This window comes from Enterobacter sp. DN, from assembly GCF_046054285.1.
GTDB lineage: Bacteria > Pseudomonadota > Gammaproteobacteria > Enterobacterales > Enterobacteriaceae > Enterobacter > Enterobacter hormaechei_C.
Map to the genome: position 1 here is coordinate 104846 of NZ_JBJJTG010000008.1, position 14970 is coordinate 119815.

Sequence of the window (14970 nt, forward strand, 5' to 3'; positions counted from 1 at the left end):
GGCACGAACGTAGGCCGGGTAAGGCGAAGCCGCCACCCGGCAACAAACTACTTCATACGCGCCATATAATACGCATCCACATACTCGCCGTTGCGCAGGGCGTAGCGCCTGCCGGTGCCTTCAATCTCAAACCCGTGCTTTTTGTACACCGCGATTGCCGGTTCGTTATCCACAAACACCGTTAACTCGATGCGGTCGACGCGCAGCCAGTTGTCGCACATATCGATCATGGTGCGAATCAGTGCGCTGGCCACGCCGCGGTTATGCCACTGCGCGCCAACGCAGATACCGAAATCTGCAACGTGGCTGCGGCGTGGTCGCTGGGCGACATCAATGGTGAGGTGGCCGACCACGATATCATCAATGCAGGCAACCAGCTGTTTAATGCCCGGCTGTTCGCCTAGCCGCATTTGCCACATTTCCATTGAAGGATGAGGAACCTGTAGCGTGTTGTGGTACACCTCCGGCTGGGCGTGGATCTGACGAATGGCGTCGTAATCTTTCGGTTCAGCGTGGCGTATCACTATCTCACTCATTCCTTGTTCCTCAGTTAGTTAAAAGTCCCCTCCAACATCAGTGACTTTAAAAGTTGAGTCAATCGCTATTTTTTGCAAAAAGTGTTGGACAAGTGCGAATGAGAATGATTATTATTGCTCTGCATTCAGGAAGACCTCCTACGGGAACCTGAAAGCACGACATTGCTCACATTGCTTCCAGTATTACTTTAGCCAGCTTCTCGCTGGCTTTTTTTTGCCCTTTTTCTCCCTCTCCCTGTGGGAGAGGGCTGGGGTGAGGGCAAAACATGCGCTATGGTAAAACTCAGTAACCTTCCAAAAGGACTGAGCCATGACACTACATTGTGCATTTATTGGATTTGGCAAAAGCACCACGCGTTACCACCTTCCGTATGTTCTTAACCGAAAAGAGACCTGGCACGTGGCCCATATCTATCGCCGCCGCGCGAAGCCAGAAGAGCAGTCTCCGCAGTATTCCCATATTCATTTCACCAGCGATCTTGATGAGGTGCTTAACGACCCGCAGGTGAAGCTGGTGGTGGTCTGTACCCACGCCGACAGCCACTTTGACTACGCGAAACGCGCGCTGGAAGCAGGTAAAAACGTGCTGGTGGAAAAGCCGTTCACCCCGACCATCGCCGAAGCGAAGGAGCTGTTCGCGCTGGCGAAAAGCAAAGGGCTGACCGTCACGCCGTACCAGAACCGTCGCTTTGACAGCTGCTTCCTGACGGCAAAAAAGGCAATTGAAAGCGGCAAACTCGGCGAGATCGTGGAAATCGAAAGCCACTTCGATTACTACCGCCCGGTGGCGGAAACCCAGCCCGGACTGCCGCAGGACGGATCTTTCTACGGTCTCGGTGTGCACACCATGGACCAGATCATCTCCTTGTTTGGCCGCCCGGACCACGTGGCGTATGACATCCGCAGCCTGCGCAATAAGGCCAACCCGGACGATACCTTTGAAGCGCAGCTGTTCTACGGCGACCTGAAAGCCATCGTAAAAACCAGCCATCTGGTGAAAATCGACTACCCGAAATTTATCGTTCACGGCAAGAAAGGCTCCTTTATCAAGTACGGTATTGACCAACAGGAGACCAGCCTGAAGGCCAATATCATGCCGGGTGAACCGGGCTTTGCGGCAGATGATTCCGTGGGCGTGCTGGAGTACGTGAACGACGAGGGCCTGACGGTCAGGGAAGAGCTGAAGCCGGAAACGGGCGACTATGGACGCGTCTACGATGCGCTGTATGACACCCTCGCCACCGGCGCGCCGAATTATGTCAAGGAATCTGACGTTCTGACCAACCTGGAAATCCTTGAACGGGCCTTTGAGCAGGCTTCTCCTGCCACGGTAACCCTCGCAAAATAAGCAAAAATGGCTCCTCTGCGCTTGTTCTAAATTTTTGAACAGAGGAGTCAATTTTCACCCTCTATGATCCCAGGGCGTTTGCGTCCACACTTACTCCATCGAAACGAACTGAGGGTGAAAACAATGATCTACTTACGCAAAGCAAACGAACGTGGTCACGCGAATCATGGCTGGCTGGACTCATGGCATTCATTCTCGTTTGCCGACTACTACGACCCGAACTTTATGGGCTTCTCCGCACTGCGCGTGATTAACGACGACGTGATTGATGCAGGCCAGGGCTTCGGTACCCACCCGCACAAAGACATGGAAATCCTGACCTATGTGCTGGAAGGGGCGGTTGAGCACCAGGACAGCATGGGCAACAAAGAGCAGGTTCCGGCGGGCGAGTTCCAGATTATGAGCGCGGGTACCGGGGTGCGTCACTCTGAGTACAACCCGAGCAAAACGGAAAAACTGCACCTGTATCAAATCTGGATCATTCCAGAAGAGACCGGCATCACGCCACGCTACGAGCAGCGCCGCTTCGACGCGAAACAGGGCAAACAGCTGGTGCTGTCCCCGGATGCGCGTGAAGGTTCCCTGAAAGTGCATCAGGATATGGAGCTGTACCGCTGGGCGCTGGCGAAAGATGAACAGTCTGTACACCAGATTGCCGCTAACCGCCGCGTGTGGATCCAGGTGGTGAAAGGTGAAGTGTCCATCAACGGCACCAAAGCGACAACCGCCGATGGCCTGGCAGTCTGGGATGAGCAGGCGCTCTCCGTGCATGCCGACAGCGAAAGTGAAATTCTGCTGTTTGACCTGCCGCCAGTCTAAATAATTTCTCAACCTTCCCTTTAAACGGGGAAGGTTGAGCTTTGTCCGTGATAAACTGAGCAAATCTCTCACTTCAAGATTTCTCAGGACGATGAAAAAGAAACGCCCCGTACTTCAGGATGTCGCCGATCGCGTCGGTGTGACCAAAATGACGGTCAGCCGTTTTTTACGTAACCCGGAACAGGTTTCCGTGGCGTTGCGTGGCAAGATTGCCGCCGCCCTTGATGAACTGGGTTATATCCCCAACCGCGCGCCCGATATTCTCTCCAATGCGACCAGCCGTGCGGTAGGCGTCCTGCTTCCTTCCTTAACCAACCAGGTATTCGCCGAAGTGCTGCGTGGCATCGAAAGCGTCACCGATGCGTTTGGCTATCAGACCATGCTCGCCCACTACGGATACAAGCCGGAACTGGAAGAGGAACGTCTTGAATCGATGCTTTCCTGGAACATCGACGGCCTGATTTTAACGGAACGTACTCACACCCCGCGCACGCTGAAAATGATTGAAGTGGCAGGCATTCCGGTGGTGGAACTGATGGACAGCCAGTCGCCGTGCCTCGACATCGCCGTGGGGTTCGATAACTTTGAAGCGGCGCGTCAGATGACGGCGGCGATCATCGCCCGCGGTCATCGCCATGTGGCCTATCTGGGTGCGCGTCTGGATGAACGTACTATCATCAAACAGAAGGGATACGAGCAGGCGATGCTCGACGCCGGTTTAACCCCGTACAGCGTGATGGTGGAGCAATCTTCTTCTTACACGTCGGGTATTGAGCTGATGCGTCAGGCGCGACGCGAGTATCCGCAACTGGACGGTATTTTCTGCACCAACGATGACCTTGCGGTCGGCGCCGCGTTTGAGTGCCAGCGTCTGGGTTTAAAAATCCCGGATGATATGGCGATTGCCGGCTTCCACGGCCACGACATTGGCCAGGTGATGGAGCCGCGTCTGGCGAGCGTCCTGACCCCGCGTGAACGCATGGGCCGCATTGGCGCAGAGCGCCTGCTGGCGCGCATTCGTGGTGAGGCAGTTACCCCGAAAATGTTAGATTTAGGTTTCACCTTGTCACCGGGTGGATCTATTTAATCCGACAAATTTGAAGTAGCTCACACTTATTCACTTCGCGCACGTTTGGATATTGCTTCTCTTATGCCCCGGCAGGACAATGTTACCGATAACTGTTACCCGTAACAATTGACTGAGGGACACCCTTTGAGCACGACTAATCACGATCACCACGTTTACGTCCTGATGGGCGTGTCCGGTAGCGGTAAATCTGCCGTGGCGAGCGAAGTGGCGCATCAACTCCAGGCTGCGTTTCTTGATGGTGACTTCCTCCATCCGCGCAGCAACATCATGAAAATGGCTTCCGGCGAGCCGCTGAACGACGACGACCGCAAACCATGGTTGCAGGCGCTGAATGACGCCGCGTTCGCGATGCAGCGCACCAATAAAGTCTCCCTGATCGTCTGTTCCGCACTGAAAAAAACCTATCGCGACCTGCTGCGCGACGGCAACCCGAACCTCTCCTTCATCTATCTGAAGGGTGATTTCGGGGTGATTGAAAGCCGCCTGAAGGCGCGTAAAGGCCACTTCTTCAAAACCCAGATGCTGGTAACGCAGTTCGAAGCGTTGCAGGAGCCGGGAGCTGACGAACAGGATGTCTTAGTGGTTGATATCGATCAGCCGCTGGAAGGTGTTGTTGCCAGCACCATCGAGGTTATTAATAAAAGGCAGTAAGTTTTGAGTACATTAACGCTAGTTTTGACAGCAGTGGGTTCCGTATTGCTGCTGCTGTTTTTAGTGATGAAGGCTCGTATGCACGCCTTCGTGGCTTTGATGGTGGTTTCTATTGGTGCCGGTCTCTTTTCCGGCATGCCGCTCGACAAAATCGCGGCGACGATGGAAAAAGGGATGGGCGGCACGCTCGGCTTCCTGGCCATTGTGGTGGCGCTGGGCGCGATGTTTGGCAAGATTTTGCACGAGACGGGCGCGGTCGATCAGATTGCGGTCAAGATGCTGAAATCCTTCGGGCACAGCCGTGCGCACTACGCGATTGGTCTGGCCGGTCTGATTTGCGCGCTGCCGCTGTTCTTTGAAGTGGCGGTGGTGCTGCTGATTAGCGTGGCGTTCTCCATGGCGCGGCATACTGGTACCAACCTCGTGAAGCTGGTCATTCCGCTGTTTGCGGGCGTGGCGGCTGCGGCGGCGTTCCTGCTGCCGGGGCCTGCGCCGATGCTGCTGGCCTCCCAGATGCATGCTGACTTTGGCTGGATGATCCTGATTGGCCTGTGCGCGGCAATTCCGGGGATGATTATCGCCGGTCCGCTGTGGGGCAACTTCATCAGCCGTTACGTTGAGCTGCACATTCCGGATGACATCTCCGAGCCGCACCTGGGCGAGGGCAAAATGCCGTCCTTCGGCTTCAGCCTGTCGCTGATCCTGCTCCCGCTGGTGCTGGTGGGCCTGAAAACCATCGCTGCGCGCTTTGTGCCGGTGGGGTCAACCGCTTACGAATGGTTCGAATTTATTGGTCATCCGTTCACCGCGATCCTGGTGGCGTGTCTGGTAGCAATTTACGGCCTGGCGATGCGTCAGGGCATGCCGAAAGACCGCGTGATGGAGATCTGTGGTGCCGCGCTGCAACCGGCGGGGATTATCCTGCTGGTGATCGGGGCGGGCGGCGTGTTTAAGCAGGTGCTGGTGGATTCCGGCGTTGGCCCGGCGCTGGGTGAAGCGCTGACCGGGATGGGGCTGCCGATTGCAGTCACCTGTTTCGTGCTGGCCGCGGCGGTACGTATCATTCAGGGCTCCGCGACCGTAGCGTGCTTAACCGCCGTGGGTCTGGTGATGCCGGTGATTGAACAGCTGAACTACTCCGGTGCGCAGATGGCGGCGCTCTCTATCTGTATCGCGGGTGGCTCGATTGTGGTTTCTCACGTGAACGACGCGGGCTTCTGGCTGTTCGGTAAATTTACCGGCGCGACCGAAGCGCAAACCCTGAAAACCTGGACGCTGATGGAAACCATCCTCGGCACGACGGGTGCGGTTGTCGGGATGATTGCGTTTACGCTGCTGAGCTAATCCCTGTTTTCTCCCTCTCCCTGTGGGAGAGGGTTGGGGTGAGGGCATTAGGCCGCAGAGGGCGTATATTGTCGGGTGGCGGCTTCGCCTTACCCGACCTACAAAAAACTCAGGTCCCGTAGGCCGGGTAAGCGCAAGCGCCACCCGGCTTTTTTACATCTTCACCCTTTCATCCACGCCCGGATCCCGTCCAGGAACATCTGCGTTGCCATCATCACCAGAATTAGCCCCATCAGGCGCTCCAGGGCGTTTACCCCTTTCTCACCCAGCAGGCGCAGGAACAGCGACGACTGCAACAGGATAATAAACGTCCCGCCCCAGGCGATCAGCAGGGCAATCACCAGATGGCTCATCTGATTCGGATACTGATGCGACAGCAGCATCAGCGTCGCCAGAATCGTTGGCCCGGCGACCAGCGGAATTGCCAGCGGCACGATAAACGGCTCTTCACCCGCAGGCAGGCCGCTGCTGCTGCCCTCCGCGCTCGGGAAAATCATCTTAATAGCAATCAGGAACAAAATGATCCCGCCGGAAATGGAGACCGTTTCGGCGCGTAAGTTCAGGAAAGCGAGGATTTTTTCACCGGCGAACAGGAAGATAAACATCACCAGCAGGGCGATGAGCAGCTCGCGGATCATGATCGCCCGGCGGCGCTTCGGCTCGGTATGCTTCAGCACTGACATGAAGATCGGCAGATTACCGAGCGGATCCATAATCAGGATCAATAAAACCGCTGCGGAAATGATTTCACTCATCTTAAATTATCCCTGATACTTATTGTGGTCATTGCGATGATTAGCACTTTTTCTGATTGCCGGGCAATCATCGATTAATTTCGCTTGCGACTTTGGCAGCATTTTGTAATGTGAAGCATATCCCAGTTCAATACTGGCTTGCACAATCAGCACACACCCCTTGCAGGAAAAAAATGCTATGAAAAACGTTGGTTTTATCGGCTGGCGCGGTATGGTCGGCTCTGTACTCATGCAACGCATGGTTGAAGAGCGCGATTTCGACGCCATCCGCCCGGTCTTCTTCTCCACTTCCCAGCTCGGCCAGGCTGCACCGTCCTTTGGGGGTACCACAGGCACGTTGCAGGATGCTTACGATCTGGAAGCGCTGAAGGCACTCGACATTATTGTGACCTGCCAGGGCGGCGATTATACCAACGAAATCTATCCGAAGCTGCGTGAAAGCGGCTGGCAGGGCTACTGGATTGATGCGGCCTCTTCGCTTCGCATGAAAGACGATGCCATCATTATTCTTGACCCGGTTAACCAGGGCGTCATCACCGACGGCCTGAACAACGGCGTGAAAACCTTTGTTGGCGGTAACTGCACCGTCAGCCTGATGCTGATGTCCCTCGGCGGCCTGTTCGCACAGGATCTGGTGGAGTGGGTCTCCGTGGCGACCTACCAGGCGGCGTCCGGCGGCGGCGCGCGTCATATGCGTGAGCTGCTGACCCAGATGGGCCAGCTGCACCAGAGCGTCGCTGCCGAGCTGGCAGACCCGGCGTCCGCCATCCTCGACATCGAGCGTAAAGTCACTCAGCTCACCCGCAGCGGCGAGCTGCCGGTGGATAACTTTGGCGTACCGCTGGCCGGTGGCCTGATCCCGTGGATCGACAAACAGCTGGATAACGGCCAGACCCGCGAAGAGTGGAAGGGCCAGGCTGAGACCAACAAAATCCTCGGCACCGCGAACACCATTCCGGTTGACGGTCTGTGCGTGCGTATCGGCGCGCTGCGCTGCCACAGCCAGGCCTTTACCATTAAACTGAAAAAAGATGTGTCTATTCCGACCGTGGAAGAGCTGCTGGCCGCACACAACCCGTGGGCGAAAGTGGTGCCAAACGATCGCGATATCACCATGCGCGAACTGACCCCGGCAGCCGTTACCGGCACGCTGACCACCCCGGTTGGTCGTCTGCGCAAGTTGAACATGGGGCCGGAGTACCTCTCCGCGTTCACCGTTGGCGATCAGCTGCTGTGGGGTGCAGCCGAGCCGCTGCGCCGTATGCTGCGCCAGCTGGCGTAATAATTTGTTAAACACGGGGGGTGATTGTCACCCCCTTTTTTTGCGTACTACATGGAGTAAAACGCAGATGTCTTATTTTTTATCAGGAGGACCCACGACGTTGGCTATGCTTTAAGGAAGATTTATTTCTCACCTGAGGGTAGGGCGGAGCAGAGAGGATTAACTGCACCGTTTAGGTCACATTAAAAGTCGTCCCGGAGCGCGTAAAAAGGGCGACATAAAAAAACAGGATGAACACCATGTCCGATCGTATTTCGAGAGACGTGATTAATGCGCTTATTGCGGGTCACTTTGCCGACCCCTTTTCTGTGCTAGGGATGCACCGTACAGAGGCCGGACTGGAAGTTCGGGCGCTGTTACCGGATGCAACAGAAGTGTGGGTTATCGAACCCAAAACCGGCCGCAAGGTGGGTAATCTGGAATGCCTCGACTCGCGTGGCTTCTTCTCGGGCGTCATGCCCCGCCGTAAAAATCCTTTTCGTTATCAGCTTGCCGTTATCTGGCACGGTCAGCAAAACCTCATTGACGATCCCTATAGCTTCGGCCCGCTCTTAAAAGAGATGGACGCCTGGCTGCTGTCCGAAGGGACCCATTTACGCCCTTACGAAACGCTGGGTGCCCATGCGGATACCATGGACGGTATCACCGGCACGCGTTTTGCCGTATGGGCGCCAAACGCCCAGCGCGTCTCCGTCGTCGGGCAGTTCAACTACTGGGACGGTCGTCGTCACCCCATGCGCCTGCGCCGGGAAACCGGCATCTGGGAGCTGTTTATCCCCGGCGCGCACAACGGTCAGCTCTACAAATTCGAGATGATCGATGCCAACGGCAAGCTGCGCATTAAATCCGACCCGTACGCCTTTGAGGCAGAACTACGCCCGAATACCGCCTCGCTGATTTGCGGCCTGCCGGAGAAGGTTGTCCAGAGTGAGGAGCGCAAGCAGGCCAACCGCTTTGATGCGCCAATCTCCGTCTATGAAGTGCATCTCGGCTCGTGGCGTCGCCACACCGATAACAACTTCTGGCTGAGCTATCGCGAGCTGGCGGACCAGCTGGTGCCGTACGCCAAATGGATGGGCTTTACCCATCTGGAGCTGCTGCCGATCAACGAACACCCATTTGACGGCAGCTGGGGCTATCAGCCAACCGGGCTGTATGCGCCCACGCGCCGCTTCGGCACGCGCGATGACTTCCGCTATTTCATCGATGCCGCGCACGCCGCCGGGCTGAACGTGATCCTCGACTGGGTGCCGGGCCACTTCCCGTCGGATGATTTTGCGCTGGCAGAGTTCGACGGCACAAAGCTGTACGAGCACAGCGACCCGCGCGAAGGCTATCACCAGGACTGGAACACGCTGATCTACAACTACGGTCGCCGTGAAGTATCGAACTACCTGGTCGGGAACGCGCTGTACTGGATCGAGCGCTTCGGCATTGATGCCCTGCGCGTGGATGCGGTGGCGTCGATGATCTACCGCGACTACAGCCGCAAAGAGGGGGAGTGGATCCCGAACGAGTATGGTGGCCGTGAAAACCTCGAAGCGATTGAGTTTCTGCGCAACACCAACCGCATTATCGGCGAGCAGGTGGAAGGCGCCGTGACCATGGCAGAAGAGTCCACCGACTTCCCGGGCGTTTCCCGTCCACCGGCAATGGGTGGTCTGGGCTTCTGGTACAAATGGAACCTCGGCTGGATGCACGACACGCTCGACTACATGAAGCTCGACCCGGTTTATCGTCAGTATCACCACGATAAGCTCACCTTCGGGCTGCTCTACAACTACACCGAAAACTTCATGCTGCCGCTGTCGCACGATGAAGTGGTGCACGGCAAGAAATCCATTCTCGACCGCATGCCGGGGGACGCGTGGCAGAAGTTTGCCAACCTGCGCGCTTACTACGGCTGGCTGTTTGCTTTCCCGGGCAAAAAACTGCTGTTTATGGGCAACGAATTTGCGCAGGGGCGCGAATGGAACCACGATACCAGCCTTGACTGGCATCTGCTGGAAGGCGCGGACAACTGGCACCACGGCGTACAGCGTCTGGTCCGTGACCTGAACCTGACCTATCGCCACCACAAAGCGCTGCACGAGCTGGACTTCGATCCGTACGGCTTTGAGTGGCTGGTGGTGGACGACCACGAGCGCTCGGTGTTTGTCTTTGTGCGCCGCGACAAGGCGGGTAACGAGATCATTGTCGCCAGCAACTTCACGCCGGTGCCGCGCGAACACTACCGCTTCGGCATTAACCAGCCGGGTAAATGGCGCGAAATTCTCAATACCGACTCCATGCACTACCACGGCAGCAACGCGGGTAACGGTGGCCTGGTGCAGAGCGATGCCATTGAAAGCCACGGCCGTCCGAACTCCCTGAGCCTGACGCTGCCGCCGCTTGGCACAATCTGGCTGGTGCGGGAGGGTGAATGACGCAGCTTACGGCAGGTAAACCCGAACCGCTCGGGGCGAGTTTTGACGGAAAGGGGGTGAACTTCACGCTCTTTTCCGCCCATGCGGAGCGGGTGGAACTCTGTGTGTTTGACGGGGAAGGTAACGAGCACCGTTACGATTTACCGGCGCGCACGGGGGATACCTGGCATGGCTACCTGGCCGGAGGACGGCCGGGGATGCACTACGGTTTTCGCGTACACGGCCCCTGGGAGCCCTCTCAGGGGCACTGGTTTAACCCGGCGAAGCTGCTGATTGACCCGTGCGCGCACCGCGTGGACGGTGAGTTTAAAGATGACTCGCTGTTCCACGTTGGCTACGGCGAACCTGACCACCGCGACAGCGCGCCCGTCGCGCCCAAAAGCGTGGTGGTGCACGATCTCTACGACTGGGAAGAGGATGCCCCGCCGCGCACGCCGTGGGGCAACACCGTTATTTATGAAGCCCACGTTAAAGGGCTGACATATCTGCACCCGTCAATCCCTAAAGAGATGCGCGGCACCTACAAAGCGCTTGGGCATCCGACGATGGTCGCGTACCTGAAGCACTTAGGGATCACCGCGCTGGAGCTGTTGCCCGTGGCGCATTTCGCCAGCGAGCCGCGGCTACAGCGTCTTGGGTTAAGCAACTACTGGGGCTACAACCCGCTGGCGATGTTCGCCCTCGACCCGCGCTACGCGGTGCAGCCGGAGAAGGCACGGGATGAGTTTCGCGATGCGGTGAAGGCGCTTCACGCGGCGGGTATCGAGGTCATTCTGGACGTGGTGCTGAACCACAGTGCGGAAAGCGATCTTGACGGCCCGACGCTCTCACAGCGCGGAATCGATAACCGTAGCTATTATTGGATCAGGGACGACGGCGATTACGAGAACTGGACCGGGTGCGGTAACACCCTCAACCTCAGTCATCCGGCCGTTACGCATTACGCGTACGAGTGCCTGAAATACTGGGTTGAGACGTTCCACGTGGACGGTTTTCGCTTCGACCTGGCGCCGGTGATGGGGCGCACCCCGGCGTTCAGCCAGCAGGCGCCGCTGTTTGAGGCCATCAAAAACTGCCCGGTGCTTTCAAAGGTTAAGCTGATCGCGGAGCCCTGGGATATCGGAGAGGGCGGTTATCAGGTGGGGAATTTCCCGCCGCTGTTTGCCGAGTGGAACGACCACTTCCGCGATGCCATCCGCCGCTTCTGGCTGACGCGCGATCTGTCGCTGGGGGAGTTTGCCGGTCGCTTTGCCGGCTCCAGCGATCTCTTCAAGCGTGACGGCAAACGTCCGTCGGCCACCATTAACCTGCTGACGGCACACGACGGTTTTACGCTGCGCGACTGCGTTTGTTTCAATCAGAAACACAATGAGGCAAACGGCGAGGAGAATCGCGATGGGACTAACAATAACCATAGCTTCAACCATGGTATAGAAGGGTTAGGCGGAAGTCTGGATGTGATCGAGCGGCGACGCGCCAGCGTTCATGCGCTGCTGACGACGCTTTTGTTGTCGCAGGGCACGCCGATGCTGCTGGCGGGCGATGAGCACGGCCACAGCCAGCACGGCAACAACAACGCCTATTGCCAGGACAACACCCTGACCTGGCTCGACTGGGGAGAAGCGAACAGCGGGCTGACCCATTTCACCGCGGCGCTGATCCATCTTCGCCAGCGCATCCCCGCGCTCACCGCCGACCGCTGGTGGGAAGAGGGCGACGGAAACGTTCGCTGGCTGAATAAAGACGCGCAACCGTTAAGCGCGCAAGAGTGGCAACACGGCATACCCTGTCTGCAAATCCTGCTTTCGGATGCGTGGCTGGTGACGCTGAACGCGACGGATGACGTCGCAGAGATTGTTTTACCTGACGGGGAATGGCGAGCCATTCCTCCCTTTGCCGGAGCGGATAATCCGGTTGTTATGGCTGTCTGGCACGGGCCTGCGCACGGAGTGTGCGTATTCCAAAGATGATAAAAAAGGAGTTAGTCATGGTTAGATTAGAGAAGAACGATCCGTTAATGTTGGCGCGCCAGCTACCATTAAAAACAGTTGCCCTGATACTCGCGGGCGGGCGTGGTACCCGTCTGAAAGATTTGACCATCAAGCGCGCCAAACCGGCCGTTCACTTTGGTGGTAAGTTCCGTATTATCGATTTTGCACTTTCCAACTGCCTGAACTCAGGCATTCGCCGTATTGGCGTCATTACCCAGTATCAGTCGCACACGCTGGTGCAGCACATTCAGCGCGGCTGGTCATTCTTCAGCGAAGAGATGAACGAATTTGTCGATCTGCTCCCGGCGCAGCAGCGCGTTCATGGGGAGAACTGGTACCGCGGCACGGCGGATGCCGTGACCCAGAACCTCGACATCATTCGTCGCTACAGCGCGGAATACATCGTTATCCTCGCCGGGGACCACATCTACAAGCAAGATTACTCCCACATGCTGATCGACCACGTCGAAAAAGGGGCGCGCTGCACCGTGGCGTGTCTGCCAGTGCCTGTTGCGGAAGCAACCGCGTTTGGCGTGATGCATGTAGATGGCGATGACAAGATTATCGACTTTGTCGAAAAACCGGCGAACCCGCCAACCATGCCGGGCGACGACACCAAATCGCTCGCCAGCATGGGGATCTATGTCTTTGATGCCGATTATCTTTATGAACTGCTGGAAGAGGACGACAAAGACGAAAACTCCAGCCACGACTTCGGTAAAGACATCATCCCGAAAATTACCAAAGCTGGCATGGCGTATGCACATCCCTTCCCGCTGTCCTGCGTGCAGTCCGATCCGAATGCGGAGCCTTACTGGCGCGATGTGGGAACGCTGGAAGCGTACTGGAAAGCCAACCTCGATCTGGCGTCCGTCACGCCTGAGCTGGATATGTACGACCAGAACTGGCCGATTCGCACGCATATGGAATCGTTGCCGCCGGCGAAGTTCGTTCAGGATCGCTCCGGCAGCCACGGCATGACGCTCAACTCGCTGGTCTCTGGCGGTTGCATTATCTCCGGTTCGGTGGTGGTGCAGTCCGTGCTGTTCCCGCGCGTGCGTATAAACTCATTCTGTAATATCGATTCGGCAGTTCTGCTGCCGGATGTCTGGGTAGGACGCTCATGTCGTCTGCGTCGCTGCGTTATCGATCGTGCCTGCATCATTCCCGAAGGGATGGTGATTGGGGAAAACGCGGAAGAAGATACGCGTCGTTTCTACCGTTCGGAAGAGGGGATCGTGTTAGTAACACGGGAAATGTTGCGGAAGCTGCAAATCAAACAGGAGCGATGATGCAGGTTTTACACGTATGTTCTGAGATGTTCCCGTTGTTAAAAACGGGCGGCCTGGCGGATGTTCTTGGTGCATTACCAGCGGCGCAAATCGCCGGAGGGGTTGATACCCGCGTGTTGTTGCCCGCTTTTCCGGATATCCGGCGCGGTATTCCCGATGCAAAGGTTGTTACCCGTCGCGAGACCTTCGCGGGACGTATCACCCTGCTGTTTGGACATTACAATGGCGTAGGGATTTACCTGATTGATGCCCCGCATTTATACGATCGACCCGGCAGCCCGTATCACGATACCAACCTGTACGCCTATACCGATAACGTGATGCGCTTTGCCCTGCTCGGCTGGGTGGGGGCGGAAATGGCCGTCGGACTGGATCCGTTCTGGCGTCCGAACGTGGTGCACGCGCATGACTGGCATGCGGGGCTGGCTCCTGCGTATCTGGCGGCGAAGGGGCACCCGGCCAAATCGGTGTTTACGGTGCACAACCTGGCGTATCAGGGCATGTATTACGCGCATCATATGAATGACATCGATCTGCCATGGTCGTTCTTTAACATGCACGGACTGGAGTTTAACGGACAGATTTCGTTCCTGAAGGCGGGACTGTACTACGCCGACCACATCACGGCGGTCAGCCCAACCTACGCGCGGGAAATTACCCAGCCGGAGTTCGGTTACGGTATGGAAGGGCTGCTGCAACAGCGCCACCGTGAAGGTCGCCTGTCGGGCATTCTGAACGGCGTGGATGAACAGATCTGGAATCCGGAAACGGACCTCCTGCTGGCGGCGCGCTATGGTCGCGACTCCGTGGAGGACAAAGCGGAGAACAAGCGCCAGCTACAGATTGCGATGGGGCTGAAGGTCAACGACAAGGTGCCGCTGTTTGCGGTGGTCAGCCGCCTGACCAGCCAGAAAGGGCTGGATCTGGTGCTGGAAGCGCTGCCGGGATTACTGGAGCAGGGCGGCCAGCTGGCGCTGCTCGGCGCGGGCGACCCGGTATTGCAGGAAGGTTTCCTTGCGGCCGCGGCGGAACATCCGGGGCAGGTGGGCGTGCAGATTGGCTATCACGAAGCGTTCTCGCACCGCATCATGGGCGGCGCGGACGTGATTCTGGTGCCGAGCCGCTTCGAGCCCTGCGGCCTGACGCAGCTCTATGGTCTGAAATACGGCACGTTGCCGCTGGTACGCCGCACGGGCGGGCTGGCGGATACGGTGTCTGACAGCTCCCTGGAAAACCTGGCGGACGGTATCGCCAGCGGGTTTGTTTTCGAGGACAGTAATGCCTGGTCGCTGCTTCGGGCGATCCGGCGTGCTTTCGTCTTGTGGTCCCGTCCATCCCTGTGGCGTTACGTACAACGTCAGGCGATGTCCATGGACTTTGGCTGGCACGTTGCGGCGCAGTCCTACCGCGACCTTTATCAACGCTTGATGTAACGA

General features: G+C 57.3%; 12 protein-coding genes. 10 read left to right on the plus strand and 2 right to left on the minus strand.

Going from position 1 to position 14970, the window contains the following annotated elements:
* Positions 1-47: 47 nt before the first annotated feature.
* A complete protein-coding gene (gene yhhY, locus ACJTMZ_RS17835; RefSeq protein ID WP_015571463.1) occupies positions 48-536 on the minus strand; it encodes an N-acetyltransferase in 489 nt (162 codons plus the stop codon).
* Between the two features lie 310 nt (positions 537-846).
* On the opposite strand from yhhY, the gene ACJTMZ_RS17840 reads away from it, so the two are divergent.
* The 5 genes from ACJTMZ_RS17840 to gntU all read left to right on the plus strand — a co-directional run bounded on the left by ACJTMZ_RS17840 (position 847) and on the right by gntU (position 5788).
* Positions 847-1884: an oxidoreductase gene (locus tag ACJTMZ_RS17840; RefSeq protein WP_045333876.1), complete on the plus strand. Its 1038-nt coding sequence runs from the start codon at positions 847-849 to the stop codon at positions 1882-1884.
* A gap of 123 nt (positions 1885-2007) precedes the next feature.
* Positions 2008-2703 (plus strand): pirin family protein, encoded by a 696-nt coding sequence (locus ACJTMZ_RS17845; RefSeq protein ID WP_003861565.1) that lies wholly within the window; start codon positions 2008-2010, stop codon positions 2701-2703.
* Positions 2704-2794: 91 nt separating this feature from the next.
* The gene (gene gntR, locus ACJTMZ_RS17850; RefSeq protein WP_003861567.1) at positions 2795-3790 is read left to right on the plus strand and encodes a gluconate operon transcriptional repressor GntR; all 996 of its coding nucleotides are present in this window, start codon (positions 2795-2797) and stop codon (positions 3788-3790) included.
* 126 nt (positions 3791-3916) lie between these two features.
* Entirely contained in the window at positions 3917-4444 is a 528-nt protein-coding gene (gene gntK / locus ACJTMZ_RS17855) for a gluconokinase (protein ID WP_003861569.1), read from the plus strand.
* Between the two features lie 3 nt (positions 4445-4447).
* Complete coding sequence (gene gntU / locus ACJTMZ_RS17860) at positions 4448-5788, plus strand: gluconate transporter (protein ID WP_017693851.1); 1341 nt, start codon at positions 4448-4450, stop codon at positions 5786-5788.
* Positions 5789-5949: 161 nt separating this feature from the next.
* On the opposite strand, the gene yhgN is transcribed toward gntU, so the two are convergent.
* Positions 5950-6543, minus strand: a complete 594-nt coding sequence (yhgN, locus tag ACJTMZ_RS17865; protein ID WP_003861574.1) for an NAAT family transporter YhgN — start codon at positions 6541-6543, stop codon at positions 5950-5952.
* Between the two features lie 178 nt (positions 6544-6721).
* On the opposite strand from yhgN, the gene asd reads away from it, so the two are divergent.
* From asd to glgA, 5 genes are all read left to right on the plus strand, one after another.
* Positions 6722-7825 (plus strand): aspartate-semialdehyde dehydrogenase, encoded by a 1104-nt coding sequence (gene asd / locus ACJTMZ_RS17870; protein WP_003861575.1) that lies wholly within the window; start codon positions 6722-6724, stop codon positions 7823-7825.
* A 239-nt stretch (positions 7826-8064) separates the two neighbouring features.
* Complete coding sequence (gene glgB / locus ACJTMZ_RS17875) at positions 8065-10251, plus strand: 1,4-alpha-glucan branching enzyme (RefSeq protein ID WP_033488067.1); 2187 nt, start codon at positions 8065-8067, stop codon at positions 10249-10251.
* Positions 10248-12221 carry a glycogen debranching protein GlgX gene (glgX, locus tag ACJTMZ_RS17880; protein ID WP_047740753.1) on the plus strand — a complete coding sequence of 658 codons (1974 nt, stop codon included), beginning with the start codon at positions 10248-10250 and terminating at the stop codon, positions 12219-12221. Before glgB ends, glgX begins: the two co-directional genes overlap by 4 nt.
* A gap of 17 nt (positions 12222-12238) precedes the next feature.
* A complete protein-coding gene (gene glgC, locus ACJTMZ_RS17885) occupies positions 12239-13534 on the plus strand; it encodes a glucose-1-phosphate adenylyltransferase (protein WP_047740755.1) in 1296 nt (431 codons plus the stop codon).
* Complete coding sequence (gene glgA / locus ACJTMZ_RS17890) at positions 13534-14967, plus strand: glycogen synthase GlgA (RefSeq protein WP_017384140.1); 1434 nt, start codon at positions 13534-13536, stop codon at positions 14965-14967. Before glgC ends, glgA begins: the two co-directional genes overlap by 1 nt.
* The last annotated feature ends 3 nt before the right edge of the window (positions 14968-14970 follow it).